The 13,284-nt window shown below is 73.4% G+C and carries 12 protein-coding genes; 10 read left to right on the top strand and 2 right to left on the bottom strand.

Going from position 1 to position 13,284, the window contains the following annotated elements; genetic code table 11:
• Positions 1-122 precede the first annotated feature (122 nt).
• The 6 genes from MID12_RS31645 to MID12_RS31620 all read left to right on the top strand — a co-directional run bounded on the left by MID12_RS31645 (position 123) and on the right by MID12_RS31620 (position 6,256).
• Positions 123-1,361, top strand: a complete 1,239-nt coding sequence (locus MID12_RS31645; RefSeq protein WP_040255705.1) for a Mur ligase family protein — start codon at positions 123-125, stop codon at positions 1,359-1,361.
• A 19-nt stretch (positions 1,362-1,380) separates the two neighbouring features.
• On the top strand, positions 1,381-2,109 hold the full coding sequence (locus tag MID12_RS31640) for a type 1 glutamine amidotransferase (protein WP_263172618.1): 729 nt from the start codon (positions 1,381-1,383) through the stop codon (positions 2,107-2,109).
• Between the two features lie 185 nt (positions 2,110-2,294).
• Positions 2,295-3,320: a 6-phosphofructokinase gene (locus tag MID12_RS31635; RefSeq protein WP_040255701.1), complete on the top strand. Its 1,026-nt coding sequence runs from the start codon at positions 2,295-2,297 to the stop codon at positions 3,318-3,320.
• A gap of 106 nt (positions 3,321-3,426) precedes the next feature.
• Positions 3,427-4,377 (top strand): cytochrome c oxidase assembly protein, encoded by a 951-nt coding sequence (locus MID12_RS31630; RefSeq protein ID WP_263172616.1) that lies wholly within the window; start codon positions 3,427-3,429, stop codon positions 4,375-4,377.
• A gap of 457 nt (positions 4,378-4,834) precedes the next feature.
• Positions 4,835-5,560: a lysophospholipid acyltransferase family protein gene (locus MID12_RS31625; RefSeq protein WP_040255694.1), complete on the top strand. Its 726-nt coding sequence runs from the start codon at positions 4,835-4,837 to the stop codon at positions 5,558-5,560.
• Between the two features lie 66 nt (positions 5,561-5,626).
• Positions 5,627-6,256, top strand: a complete 630-nt coding sequence (locus MID12_RS31620) for a class I SAM-dependent methyltransferase (RefSeq protein WP_263172612.1) — start codon at positions 5,627-5,629, stop codon at positions 6,254-6,256.
• A 141-nt stretch (positions 6,257-6,397) separates the two neighbouring features.
• Here the strand turns inward: MID12_RS31620 and MID12_RS31615 are convergent, their stop codons facing one another.
• Positions 6,398-7,150: an alpha/beta fold hydrolase gene (locus MID12_RS31615; protein ID WP_263172610.1), complete on the bottom strand. Its 753-nt coding sequence runs from the start codon at positions 7,148-7,150 to the stop codon at positions 6,398-6,400.
• A gap of 242 nt (positions 7,151-7,392) precedes the next feature.
• On the opposite strand from MID12_RS31615, the gene MID12_RS31610 reads away from it, so the two are divergent.
• Both MID12_RS31610 and MID12_RS31605 read left to right on the top strand, forming a co-directional pair.
• On the top strand, positions 7,393-7,926 hold the full coding sequence (locus MID12_RS31610) for a PadR family transcriptional regulator (RefSeq protein ID WP_263172609.1): 534 nt from the start codon (positions 7,393-7,395) through the stop codon (positions 7,924-7,926).
• Positions 7,927-8,098: 172 nt separating this feature from the next.
• Positions 8,099-9,172, top strand: coding sequence for a hypothetical protein (locus MID12_RS31605; RefSeq protein WP_263172607.1), 1,074 nt, complete (start codon positions 8,099-8,101; stop codon positions 9,170-9,172).
• Positions 9,173-9,347: 175 nt separating this feature from the next.
• Here the strand turns inward: MID12_RS31605 and MID12_RS31600 are convergent, their stop codons facing one another.
• A complete protein-coding gene (locus MID12_RS31600; protein ID WP_263172606.1) occupies positions 9,348-9,530 on the bottom strand; it encodes a hypothetical protein in 183 nt (60 codons plus the stop codon).
• 723 nt (positions 9,531-10,253) lie between these two features.
• On the opposite strand from MID12_RS31600, the gene MID12_RS31595 reads away from it, so the two are divergent.
• Both MID12_RS31595 and MID12_RS31590 read left to right on the top strand, forming a co-directional pair.
• Positions 10,254-11,444, top strand: coding sequence for an acetyl-CoA carboxylase biotin carboxylase subunit family protein (locus tag MID12_RS31595; RefSeq protein WP_263172604.1), 1,191 nt, complete (start codon positions 10,254-10,256; stop codon positions 11,442-11,444).
• The gene (locus MID12_RS31590) at positions 11,441-13,279 is read left to right on the top strand and encodes an IucA/IucC family protein (RefSeq protein ID WP_411577029.1); all 1,839 of its coding nucleotides are present in this window, start codon (positions 11,441-11,443) and stop codon (positions 13,277-13,279) included. Before MID12_RS31595 ends, MID12_RS31590 begins: the two co-directional genes overlap by 4 nt.
• Positions 13,280-13,284: the final 5 nt, after the last annotated feature.

The following is a 13,284-nucleotide window of genomic DNA, read 5'->3' as shown; positions in this document are numbered from 1 at the left end:
TCCGGGATGTTCCACCGGGCCTTGGTGGTGCCGCAGTTCAGGCCGGTGACGAGATCTCGATAGGCTGAGGGCACACGATGCCGGGGCAGACGCGGCGGCGTACGCGAGGAGGATCCAAAACGATGGCAGGCAACACGGAGCCGCTGCCGCCGCGGGCCAGACTGGCCGTGACGGCGGGCAAGGCGGCCGCGGCGGTCTCACGTGCGGCGGGCCGCGGCAGCGGGTCGGTGATCGGCGGCAAGGTCGCCCTCCGGCTCAGTCCCGATCTCCTTGGCCGGCTCGCCCAGCACCTGGACGTGATCCTGGTCTCGGCGACCAACGGCAAGACCACCACGACCCGGCTGATCGCCGAGGCCCTGCGCGCGGCGGGCCCGGTGGTCTCCAACGCGCTCGGCGCCAATATGCCCGCGGGCATCACCTCCGCCCTCGCGGGCGGCTCGGACGCCCGCTTCGGCGTCATCGAGGTGGACGAGAAGTACCTCGCGGGGGTGGCACGCGACACCGAGCCCAAGGCCATCGCCCTGCTGAACCTCTCCCGGGACCAGCTCGACCGGGCGGCCGAGACCCGGATGCTCGCCGAGCACTGGCGCGAGGGCCTGTCGGGCAGCAAGGCCGTCGTCATCGCCAACGCCGACGACCCGCTGGTGGTCTGGGCCGCCTCCTCCTCGCCGAACGTCGTCTGGGTGGCGGCGGGCCAGATGTGGAAGGACGACGCCTGGTCCTGCCCGTCCTGCGGCGGTGTGATGCAGCGCCCCGGGGACGACTGGTTCTGCGGCGAGTGCGGATTCCGCCGCCCGGCGCCGAGCTGGGCCCTCAACGGCGAGTACGTCCTCGACCCGCACGGCTCCGCCTGGCCGATCCACCTCCAGCTGCCGGGGCGCGCCAACCGCGCCAACGCCGCCAGCTCGGCCGCGGTCGCCGCCGTCTTCGGGGTGCCCCCGCAGGTCGCCCTGGAGCGGATGTACCAGGTGCAGGCGGTCGCCGGGCGCTACGACGTGGTCCAGTTCCAGGGCCGCGACCTGCGACTGCTGCTCGCGAAGAACCCCGCGGGCTGGCTGGAGACCTTCTCCCTGATCGACCAGCCCCCGACGCCGGTCGTCCTCTCCGTCAACGCCCGCGGCGCCGACGGCACCGACACCTCCTGGTTGTGGGACGTCGACTACACCCGGCTCACCGGGCACCCGATCTTCGTCATCGGCGACCGCAAGCTGGACCTCGCGGTCCGCCTGGAGGTCGCGCACCAGAGCTTCCAGGTGTGCCAGAGCCTCGACGAGGCCGTCCAGATGGCGCCTCCGGGCCGTATCGAGGTCATCGCCAACTACACCGCCTTCCAGGACCTGCGCCGCCGCGTCGGCAACTGACCAGCGAGGATTGACGAGCATGAGCGACAACAGCCTGCGCCTGGTGTGGGTGTACCCGGACCTGCTGAGCACCTACGGCGACCAGGGCAACGCGCTGGTGGTCGAGCGCCGGGCGCGCCAGCGGGGCCTGGACGTCACCCGTATCGACGTGCGCAGCGACCAGCCGGTGCCCACCTCCGGCGACATCTACCTGATCGGCGGCGGCGAGGACCGCCCGCAGCGGCTCGCGGCCGAGCGGCTGCGCCGGGACGGCGGCCTCTCCCGCGCCGCGGGCAACGGCGCGATCATCTTCTCGGTCTGCGCGGGCTACCAGATCCTCGGGCACGAGTTCATCAACGACCTCAACCAGCGCGAGCCCGGCCTCGGCCTGCTCGATGTGATCTCCACCCGCGGCGAGGGCGAGCGCTGCGTCGGCGACGTCCTCGGCGACATCGACCCCCCGCTCGGCCTGCCGCAGCTGACCGGCTTCGAGAACCACCAGGGCATCACCCACCTCGGCCCGACCGCCCGGCCCTTCGCCCGCACCCGCCTCGGCAAGGGCAACGGCACCGGCGACGGCACCGAGGGCGCGTACAACGACACCGTCTTCGGTACGTACATGCACGGGCCCGTGCTCGCCCGCAATCCGCAGATCGCCGACCTGCTGCTGCGCCTCGCGCTGGACGTGAACGCGCTGCCGCCGACCGACGACCGCTGGTACGAGGCGCTGCGCTCCGAGCGCATCGCGGCGGCGCAGCAGCCCGCCTGAGCACCGCCGCGCCCGCCGGAGAAGACCGCGGGCCCGCCTGAGCCGCGCCTTGCTCAGGCGGGCGGCGCGCGTCCCAGCAGGCGGACGCGGTTTTCCGCATTGCGGGACGGCGCCGGTAGGGTGAGGAACGTCATCCGGACGGTGAAGTCCGGTCGTCAGCCCACGTTGAAAAGGTTTTCCGGGCTATGCGCATGGGTGTCCTCACCTCCGGCGGCGACTGCCCCGGTCTGAACGCCGTGATCCGCTCCGTCGTGCACCGCGCCGTGGTCGACCACGGCGACGATGTCATCGGTTTCCACGACGGCTGGCGCGGCCTGCTCGAGTGCGACTACCGGAAGCTGGACCTGGACGCCGTCTCCGGCATCCTGGCCCGCGGCGGCACCGTGCTCGGCTCCTCGCGGGTGCAGCCCGCGCAGCTCCGGGACGGCGTGGAGCGGGCCCGCGGCCATGTCGCCGACCTCGGCCTCGACGCGATCATCCCGATCGGCGGCGAGGGCACCCTCAAGGCGGCGCGGCTGCTCTCCGACAGCGGGCTGCCCATCGTCGGCGTGCCCAAGACCATCGACAACGACATCGCCGCCACCGATGTGACCTTCGGCTTCGACACCGCGGTGGGCGTGGCGACCGAGGCCCTGGACCGGCTGAAGACGACCGCCGAGTCGCACCAGCGGGTCCTGATCGTCGAGGTGATGGGCCGGCACACCGGCTGGATCGCCCTGCACTCCGGCATGGCCGCCGGGGCGCACGCCATCGTCGTACCGGAACGCCCCTTCGACATCGAGGAGTTGGCGGCACGGGTCGGCGAACGCTTCTCGGCCGGGAAGAAGTTCGCGATCGTGGTGGCCGCGGAGGGCGCCAAGCCCCGCGCCGGGACGATGGACTTCGACGAGGGCGGCAGGGACATCTACGGCCACGAGCGCTTCGCGGGCATCGCGCGCCAGCTCTCCCTCGAACTCGAGGACCGCCTCGGCAAGGAGGCCCGCCCGGTGATCCTCGGACACGTCCAGCGCGGCGGCACCCCGACCGCGTACGACAGGGTGCTCGCCACCCGCTTCGGCTGGCACGCGGTGGAGGCGGTGCACGCGGGCGAGTTCGGGATGATGACGGCGCTGCGCGGCACCGAGATCGTCCGGACCCCGCTGGCGGCGGCGGTCGAGACGCTCAAGACGGTGCCCGACGCGCGCTACGACGAGGCCGGCGTGGTGCTCTGAGGCCACCCGCCGCGCGCGCCGCCCCCGCCCGCGGAGGCGGCGGGCGCCGGTTCTACCCTGGTGCGGGACCAAGCACGCGCAATCAGCACGAAACAGGAGCCGGCGGATGGATCACAGCGGGCACGGCACGATGACCGATCTGCCGCCGTTCACGCTGGGCCGGGGCCTCGCCTGGTCGACGGACCCCGTCTTCCTGGTCGGCTGCGTGCTGGCCCTCGTGTTCTACGGCTGGGGGGTGTTGCGGCTGCGGCGGCGGGGCGACGACTGGCCGGTGAGCCGCCTGATCGCCTTCACCCTGGGCGCCCTGAGCGTGCTCCTGATGATGTGCACCAAGCTGAACGACTACGGCATGGTCATGTTCAGCGTGCACATGGTGCAGCACATGGTGATCAGCATGCTCTCGCCGATCCTGCTGCTCCTCGGCGCACCGGTCACGCTGCTGCTGCGGGCGCTGCCGGTGGCCGGGCGCGGGCGCAAGGGGCCGCGCGAGATCCTGCTGATGTTCCTGCAGAGCCGCCTGCTGCGCGTGCTCACGCACCCGGCCTTCACCATCCCGCTCTTCATCGCGAGCCTGTACGGGCTCTATTTCACGCCGCTCTTCGACTTCCTGATGGAGTCGCGCACCGGGCATCTGGCGATGATGCTGCACTTCCTCGCGGTGGGCCTGGTCTTCTTCTGGCCGATCATGGGCATCGACCCCGGACCGCACCGCCCCGGCTATCTGATGCGGATGCTGGAGCTCTTCGCGGGCATGCCCTTCCACGCCTTCTTCGGTATCGCGCTGATGATGGCGAGCAGCCCGATGATCGGCACCTACAAGAACCCCCCGGCCTCGCTCGGCATCGAGGCGCTCGCCGACCAGACCGCGGCCGGCGGCATCGCCTGGGCCTTCAGCGAGGTGCCCTCCGTACTGGTCCTGCTCGCCCTGCTCTACCAGTGGTACCGCTCCGAGCAGCGCCAGGCCCGCCGCAAGGACCGTGCCGCGGACCGGGACGGCGACCAGGAGCTGGCCGCGTACAACGCCTATCTGGCCTCCCTGCACGCCCGCGAGGGCTGAGCGGCCGCCGCCGGACCCCTGCCCCGGGCTCTGGCCAAGAGCGGCAAGGGCGGGGAGGATGGAGGGAGGCTGTGATCGCGCCGGGGAGCGCGGTCACCGTGAGAAGGGTGTCGCGATGCCCGGTTCTACGAAGGCCATGGGGGTTGTCACCGTGGGGACGCTCGTCCTGGTGACGGCTTACACAGTGGCGCTCGGCAGCAACGGCTGGCTCTGGTTCGGCTGGGTGATGCTGGGCCTGATCACGGTCGGGATGGTCGCCTCGCAGACCACCTGATCCCGCCCTCGCCGCGTGCGCCGGACCGTGCTCCGGACGCACGCGGCCGTACTACGGGTAACTCACCCCGTCCCGGCCGTTCCGCCCTCGATCATCGCGGCCTACACTGTCTCCCTCCGCCATCCCCCTGAGCTGGGGTGACGCTGTCAGTACGAGGCCCCGGCCCCCAGGAGGAGCCCCCACATGTTCTATTACGTGCTCAAATACGTCCTTCTGGGACCATTTCTGCGGCTGGCCTTCCGGCCCCGGATCGAGGGACTCGAGCACGTACCCGAGGAGGGGGCGGCCATCGTCGCGGGCAACCACCTGTCCTTCTCGGACCACTTCGTGATGCCCGCCATCCTCAAGCGCCGGATCACCTTCCTCGCCAAGGCCGAATACTTCACGGGGCCCGGCCTCAAGGGCCGGCTGACCGCGGCCTTCTTCCACAGCGTGGGGCAGATCCCGGTCGACCGCTCCGGCAAGAAGGCGGGCCAGGCGGCGCTGCGCGAGGGCCTCGGGGTGCTCGGCAAGGGCGAGTTGCTCGGCATCTACCCGGAGGGCACCCGCTCGCACGACGGGCGCCTCTACAAGGGCAAGGTCGGCGTCGCGGCGATGGCCCTCAAGGCCGGGGTCCCGGTCGTCCCCTGCGCGATGATCGGCACCTTCGAGGCCCAGCCGCCCGGGCAGCGCCTGCCCAGCCTGCGCCGGATCGCCATCCGCTTCGGCGAGCCGCTGGACTTCTCCCGCTACGCGGGCATGGAGGACGAGCGGGTGATCCTGCGCGCCGTGACGGACGAGATCATGTACGCCATCCTGCGCCTGTCCGACCAGGAGTACGTCGACGAGTACGCCGCCGTCGTGAAGGCCGAGGAAGCCGCCGAGCAGAAGAAGAGCGTCCGCAAGCGGCCCCGGCTGCCGATGAGTTGAGGCCCGGGTGCGCTGTTCCGCACCGGGAGCCGTGAACCGGTCCGGCGGATGGGGCAGCATGGCGGGATGAGCGAGCACCCGGGCGCGGCCGCCGCCCGCGCCGAGATCCAGCGGTTCTTCTCCGAGCGGGCCGCCCGCTGGGAGAACCGTTTCCCTGACGACGACCCGGCCTACGCGGCGGCCGCCGGCGAACTGGGCCTGCGCCCCGGCGACCGGGTGCTCGACGCGGGCTGCGGCACCGGACGCGCCCTGCCTCCCCTGCGCGCCGCGGTGGGACCGACAGGCGTGGTCCTCGGCGCGGACCTCACCGCGGCGATGCTGCACGAGGCCGCCGGGAAGGGCCGCGACCGCGCCGCGCGGCTGCTCCTCGCCGACGCGGAGGCGCTGCCGGTGGCCTCCGGCGCGCTCGACGCGGTGTTCGCGGCCGGGCTGCTGAGCCACCTCACCGACGCCGCGCACGCTCTCGCCGAACTGGCCCGCGTGGTGCGCCCGGGCGGACGGCTCGCCCTCTTCCACCCACTGGGCCGCGCGGCCCTCGCCGCCCAGCACGGCAGACGGCTGACCGAGGACGACCTGCGCGCCCGCCCCCGGCTCGCACCCCTGCTCGACGCCGCGGGCTGGCGCCTCGACTCCTATACGGACGAGGAGAAGCGCTATCTCGTCCTCGCCACCAGGCGTCCGGGGGCTCGCACCTGAGCCCCCGCCTGGCGCCACACCGGCCGAGCACCGGTGCGACACCATCGAGCGGCACGGGCACTCCCGCAGACGGCGGCCTCCCTCGACCCGAAGCCCCACAGACGGCAGCCTTCTTCGACCCGAAGTCCCGCAGGGCGCCGCTCAGTTGGCGGCCAGCACCTCGGCGAAGGCCTCCGGCCGGTCGAACATGACGTTGTGCCCGGCCCCCGGCACGGTGACGACGCGGACGCCGTGCCGGACGAGCTCCTCGGCGCCGTCGAGCGGACCGCTGCGACCGCCCTGCACATAGACCCGGTCCTGGGGCAGCGTCCGCAGGATCTCGCGCATCACCGGCCGCGAGCCCCGCACCAGGGAGACCGCGCTGCGGTGCAGGGCGAGCGGGTCGGTGAGCCGCATGGTCGCCGCCCAGCCGGCGCCGACCCGGCCGAGCACCTCGGTGAAGCCGAAGGCGAGGAAGTCGGCCTCCGTGTACGCGGCGATCCGGCTGCTGCCCGCCTCGGCGGGCGGGTCGGGGTCGAGGTTCGCCTCGGTGAGGACCAGGCTGCCCACCAGTTCGGGTCGCCGCCGGGCCAGTACGAGGGCGACGGCACCGCCCATGCTGTGCGCGACCAGCTGCACCGGCCCCGTCGGGGCGAAGTCGAGCACCGCGGCCAGCGCGTCCGCGTGTTCCGCGAGCGTGTAGCCGAAGTCCGCGGGCCGGTCGCTGATGCCGTGCCCGGGCAGGTCCACGTACAGGGTCCGCCGCCCGGCGAGCCGCGGATCGGCGCCGAGATGCGCGTGCTGGACCGCCGAGGCGGAGCCGAGGCCGTGCACGAACACCCGCGCCGGGCCCGCACCCACCGACTCGGTCCACCGGATCCGGCTCCCCTTGCCGTCGAACCGCGTCTGCCGCATGACCACTTCCCCCCTGAAGAACACCACTGCAGAACTGCACTGCGCACCCGACCGCAGAAGGCGACCGCGGCCACGACAGCGGAGCACCACTGCGGAGCACCACGGCGAAATGCCCCCGCGTCTGCCGCGTCCGCCGCGTCGATGGCGGGCGGCAGGTGACCAATACTACGCACACGAGGTATTACGTAGTCGAGGCATAGGGCAGCCAGGGCGCCCGGCGATGGTGGTGCAGACTGGGCGGCATGCTGGAGCTGGCCATCCTCGGGTTCCTCTTCGACACCCCGCTGCACGGGTACGAGCTGCGCAAACGCCTGACCGCACTGACCGGACACGTACGCCCCGTGGCGGAGAGCACCCTCTACCCCGCGATCAAGCGCCTGGAGAAGGCGGGGCTCCTCTCCCGCGAGACCGAGCCGGGAGCCGTCGCCGCGCCCCGGCACACGCTCCGCCTCACCGAGGAGGGGCGCGGCGAACTGCTGCGCAGGCTGGGCGGGGCGCAGGGGCCCGACATCACCGACGAGAACCGCTGGTTCACCGTCCTCGCCTTCCTGCGCCATCTGCCGGACGCCGCCGCACAGGCCGCCGTCCTGGAGCGCAGGCTCATCTTCCTCCAGGAGCCGACGAGCTTCTTCTACGCGGGCGAGGTGCCGCTGACCGCCGAGGAGCTCGGCGACCCCTTCCGCCGGGGCATGCTCACCATCGCCCGCGCCAGCAGCAAGGCCGAACTCGCCTGGCTGCGCGACACCTTGGGACGGCTCCACACAGCGGCGCGCTGACCGCCCGCGGAACCGGAACCTCCGCCCCGAGCACAGAACAAGACCGCACTTGCGACGGTTTGCGGCGCGACCGGACCCCATCGGGGCGGGAGTTTCCTGCTCACCGGCCTCGACGCGCTCCACCGGCAGTGGTTAGGGTGCGCCGACGGATACCGCAAGGGGAGGGCCGGGCATGGCCGCGACGGACGAGGTGACCGGCGCCGAGGACGACGCGCTGTATGTGCTCACGGCGGTGCTGCTGACGCCCGCGCAGTTCCCGAGCGTGCTCGGCGACGACTATCCGGAGGCCTGCGCGGCGCTCGGGATGGAGCCCGCGCCGCAGGGGTACGGACTCGTCCTCGGCCAGGACGGCGAGGGCGCCCGCTGGACGGTCGTGGTGGACGACGTCTCGCTGGTGGCCGTGGCGATCGCCTCCTGGGACTGCGGAATGGAGTACGACCTCTCCCCCGACGAGCGCGCCGTGGTGGCGGCGCTCCCGGGCTGGCCGCTCGCCCTGGCGGTCGCCACACCGGGGGTACCCGCACCGCACGACCCCGCGCCCGACCCGGAGTTCCAGGACCAGCGCCCGCTGTCCCCGCCCGACACGGAGAGCTGGGGCCCCGCCCAACGCCGCCTGGGCGCCGACGAGATAGCCCTCCAGTGGGCCGCCTGGCGGGCACAGATCGACGACGCCGACTTCGCCTTGCCGGGGGCGGGGGGCGCGGAGAACCCGGAGAGCACCGAGGCCCCGGAGGGTATGGCCGGTCCCGACCCGGAGGGCACGCACGGCTCTCAGGGCGGGGACGACTCGGGGTCCGGTTCCAGGACTGATTCCGGGACTGGTTCCAGGGCTGGTTCCGGAGCGACCGGCCAGAGCGCCGCGGACGACGACGGTGCCGCCGGGGGCAACGCAGGTACCGCCGCAGCCCTGGGCGGAGCACCCGCCCAGGGGACCGCCCCGACAGAAGAACCCCCGGTGCCATCCGCGGACACCGGGTCCCACCCCGGGATCAAGCGCGTCCTCGCCGAAGCCCACGGGTACCTCGACCGGCAGCCCCCGGTGGGCCGGGTCCGCTCGGCCTTCGCGCACGAGAACGCCCGTACGCTGCGGGTGGACGGACCGGGCTGGTCCATGGTGGCCCGCACCGACGACATCGCCTTCGTCCTGCTCGACGAGGAGCCCGGCGAGGTCCTGCCCGTCGGCCGCGGCAGTGCCCTGCCCGCACTCCTCGACGCCCTCGACCGGATGGCCGTGCGACCCGCCTGAGCAGGCCCGGCCCAGCCCCGTTCACGGCGGCAGCCCGTGGGGCGCGCCCCAGTCGTCCCGGGGTGCCGGGCATGCTCACACTCCGTATCCCGCACGGAAGTACGGGGTACGGACTCACACCGCATCCGTACGGCACGAGGCACCGCACCGCACCGCACCGCACGCGGCGGTACGGTCAGCGCCGCAGTTCCTTGCGGCTCACCCTGCGCAGGCGGCGCCGCTGCGAGGGGTCGAGCGCCAGATAGGCGACCGCCGGAACCCCGACGATGACCAGCAGGGCCGCCCACCAGGGCAGCCAGATCAGCAGAAGCAGGCCCACCGCGACACCACCCGCGGCGACCTTCGCTCTGTTCGACATACGCCTCGCCTCCTCGGCGGCGGGTGCCGCCCCTCTGTCAGGGAAACGACGCCCGGGCTCCGACGGTTCCGCCGAGCGCCCCTGAGACAACCCTGATCTCCCCCCGGGGCTCCCGGGGCACCACCCCCATGGTCCGGCCGACCGGGCCCGGCGCGCCAGCCGACGGAGTACGTCCCCTGCCCCGGACCCACCCCGGGCCCGACCGGAATCCTGGCTCCGCCGCCGCACCACCCGGGACCACGCCCGACCGGACCGCCCGGGACCACGCCCGACGGCACTTTCACAAGCCCCCAACGCCCTCCCCCACCAAGGGACTTGAAGAATGGCTCGGACCCGCTCTGACCAGCGGGTCGACTTGCTCATTAGGCATACCTAACCTAATGTGACCCCCCGTGCCCATCCGCAAACAAACCGCCATCGCCGCCCCCGGCGCACTGGCGGCCGCCCGGACACTCCCGCGCACCCAGGCGCAACCGTGTCCCGCTGCGATGTGCCACCGGCCCCGTCCCCACGCTCCACCGCGGACCGGGTCCGCCCGCCCCGCCGGTGCCGCGTCCGCCCCGTCGCCCTGAACTCCGGGTGCGCCCGGCGGACTTCGGACCGGCCCCCGCCGCCGCCCTGCGCGCCGGGTGCGGGGCGTGCCGCACCGGAAATCCCGGACGCCCTCCCGCCCCGCGCCGCCCGTCCGGCGCCCAGGGGACCCCGTACAGAAGGACCTCGTCGATGCGGATGTACCTGCTCGCTCTCAACCCGACGGATTCGGTCACCGAGGGCTTTCTGCCCGCCGCGGCCCGGCTCGGCATCGAGATGGTGCTGCTGACCGACCAGCCCGAGGCGCACGCGTCCAGCGCGGACCGGTGCGAGATCCTCGCCTGCGAGGTGCGGGACTTCCGGGCCGTGGTCACCCGGATCGCCGCGCACCGCCCCGCGGACGCGATCTTCACCAACAGCGACCACCTCCAGACCCAAGCGGCCCTCGCCGCGGCCTACTTCGGGCTGCCGGGCAAGGACTGGCAGGCGGCGCTGCGGTGCAAGAACAAGGCGGAGATGCGCCGTTGCCTGGCGGCGGCGGGAGTGGATACCGTGCGCGCGGTGGAGCTGGACGCCGTGGACGACCCGTCGGTGCTCGCGGCGGCCGACCTCCCGTACCCCTGCATCGTGAAACCGCGGGAGGGCGTGGCCAGCGAGGACGTGTTCCTGGCCGAGGGGCCGCGGGAACTGGTGGCGCTCGCGCGGCAGATCCGGGAGCGCAGGCCCGGGGCGGCGCTGCTCGCCGAGGAGTACCTGGAAGGCGAGCTGTACACCGCGGAGACCCTCGGCGACGGCGAACTCCTGCACATCCTCGGCGGCTTCCATACGACGGTCTCGCCGCCGCCCCGGTTCATCGAGGAGCGGCTGGACTTCACGGCCGCCCACTCCGCGCCGGTGCTCACCCAGGTGCGTGCCCAACTCGGCGCGCTCGGTGTCGGCTTGGGCGCCTGCCACACCGAATTCATCCTGCAGTCGGGGCGGGTGCGGCTGGTCGAGGTCAACTACCGTATCGCCGGGGACCATTGCGATCTGCTGCTCGCCGATCTCCTCGGGCTGCCGCTGTTCGAGCTGGTGCTGCGGACCCATCTCGGGGAGCCGCTCCCCCACGATCTGGGCGCCCGCGAGGGCGGCGTGGGGCGGGTGCAGTACGCGCTCGCCGACCGGGCCGGGACGCTCACCGCCGCGCCCGCCGCCCTGGACCGCACGGTCGACGGCGTCCGCCTCGCCTACCGCCCGCTGCGCCCGCTCGGCGAGCGGCACGAGCACTACGGCACCAACCACGACTACCTGGGCATCCTGCGCGCCACGGGCACCGACAGCGAGGCCCTCTCCCGGGTCGCGGCGGAGTTCTTCGCGAACCGGAGCTGGGAGATCACCCCGTGAGCGGGCGGCCCGGCGCGGCACCGCCGACCGCACCGGGCGTACCGGCCCCGGCCGCTCCTGGCGCCCGTGAGGCAGCCGAACCGGACGCCCAGGAACGGGAGTTGCTGCTGCGGGTGCTCTCCGCGCTGCTGCGCGAGGACGTGGTGGGGATGCGCGGCCGCAGCCGGTACGAGGAGCGCGCCGACGGCGGCTGGCTGCGGTGGCCGCTCCCGGACGGCTCCGCACTCGCCCTGGCCGTCGAGGCGGAGGGCTTCCAGCACCCGTACGCGGCCCGGCTGCCCCAGCTGGTGCACGAGCCGGACGGGAGGCGACTCACCACGGTGGCAGGCGTCCTGGCCGCGCTCGGGGCGCTCGCCGACCCCGCCGACCGGGAGGGCTTCGGGCACTTCGCCGAGGAGTGCCGCGAGGCTCTGGCGGCCATGCGGCTGCACGCCCGGACGGCCGAGGGGGCAGCGCAGGCGCTGACGGAGCGTCACGGTCCGGCGCCCGCACGGTGGTCGGGGCTCCGCGGCAGCCTGGGCTTCGAATCGCTCGCGGCCCGGCTCGACCACCCCGTCCATCCGGCCTCCCGTGCCCGCTCCGGCCTCGGTGAGGACGAACTGCGGTCCTACGCACCGGAGTTCCAGCCGCGGTTCGCGCTGCGCTGGCTGGCGCTGCCCCGGGAGGCGGTCGCCGTACCCGGCACCGCCGAGCGGCTTCCGGAGTCCTGGCCCACACCCGCGCGGCTCGGGCTGCCCCGGCTGGACGGCAGTCATCTGATGCTGCCGGTCCACCCGTTGACCTGGGGTGCCCCTCTGGAGGGCGCGCTGCGCGAGCGGGGCCTCGCCGCCGCCGCGGTCCTCGCCGAGCAGGCCTTCCTGGAGGTGGCGCCGACGCTCTCCCTGCGCACCGTGGCGAGCCTGCGGGACCCGGCGCTCCACCTCAAGCTCCCGCTCGCCACCGCCACCCTCGGGCGCCGGAACCGGCGGACCATCAAGCCGGGCACCCTCGCCGACGGCGCCGCGGTGCAGCGGCTGCTCGCAAAAGTGCTGGCGCGGGAGCCCCGATACGCCCCGGCGATCCTGCACGCCGACGAGCGGGTCTACGCGCACGCCGGGCACGAACTCCTCGCGGTGCTCTGCCGACGCCAGCCCCCGGGACTCGACCGGAGTGTGGTGGTCCCCCTGACGGCGCTCCTCGGCCCGGCCCCGGGCGGCGGTCTGGTGGCCGACCGTCTCGCGGACCGCTTCTACGGCGGCGAACTCCGCGCGCTCTTCGACGAGGTGTGGCGCCTGCTCCTCGGCTACCAGTCGATGCTCCTCGGCTACGGCATCGCCCTGGAGTCGCACCAGCAGAACATCTCCCTGGTCCTCGACGAGGAACCCGGCGGCACCCGGCTGCGGCTGCTCTTCAAGGACGACGACGGACCGCGGATCAACCTCGCCCGGCTGCGCACCCGGCTCGGCCGACAGGCGCCCCGCGCAAGCGACTTCGCGGATCCCCGGATCTGCGCCGAGGACGACAAGCCGGTGCTCGACGTCTTCACCACCATCACCCTGCACCTGTGCGCGGGCGCCTACGCCTTCGCCCTCGCCCGCCTCGGCCGGGCGCCGCTGCCGGAGCTGCTCGGCATGGTGCGCACCCGACTTGAGGAAGCCGCCGCTCAACTCGGCACCGGCCAGGGGCAGTCCGGCGCGCTCCTGCGCGAGCACGTCCTCGACGCACCGCACCTGCCGGTCAAGGCCATGGTGAGCGCGGGGACCCTGCTCTCCAAGGAGCGCTCGGGCGCCGCGGACATCAACAAGCACTACACGACCGGGCCCAACTACCTGCTGCCGATGGGGGCGTTGCGGTGACCTGG

The organism is Streptomyces sp. SCSIO ZS0520 (assembly GCF_025643355.1).
Lineage (GTDB): Bacteria > Actinomycetota > Actinomycetes > Streptomycetales > Streptomycetaceae > Streptomyces > Streptomyces physcomitrii.
Note: the sequence above shows the minus strand (reverse complement) of the source record. Positions and strands in the feature narration are given on the sequence as shown.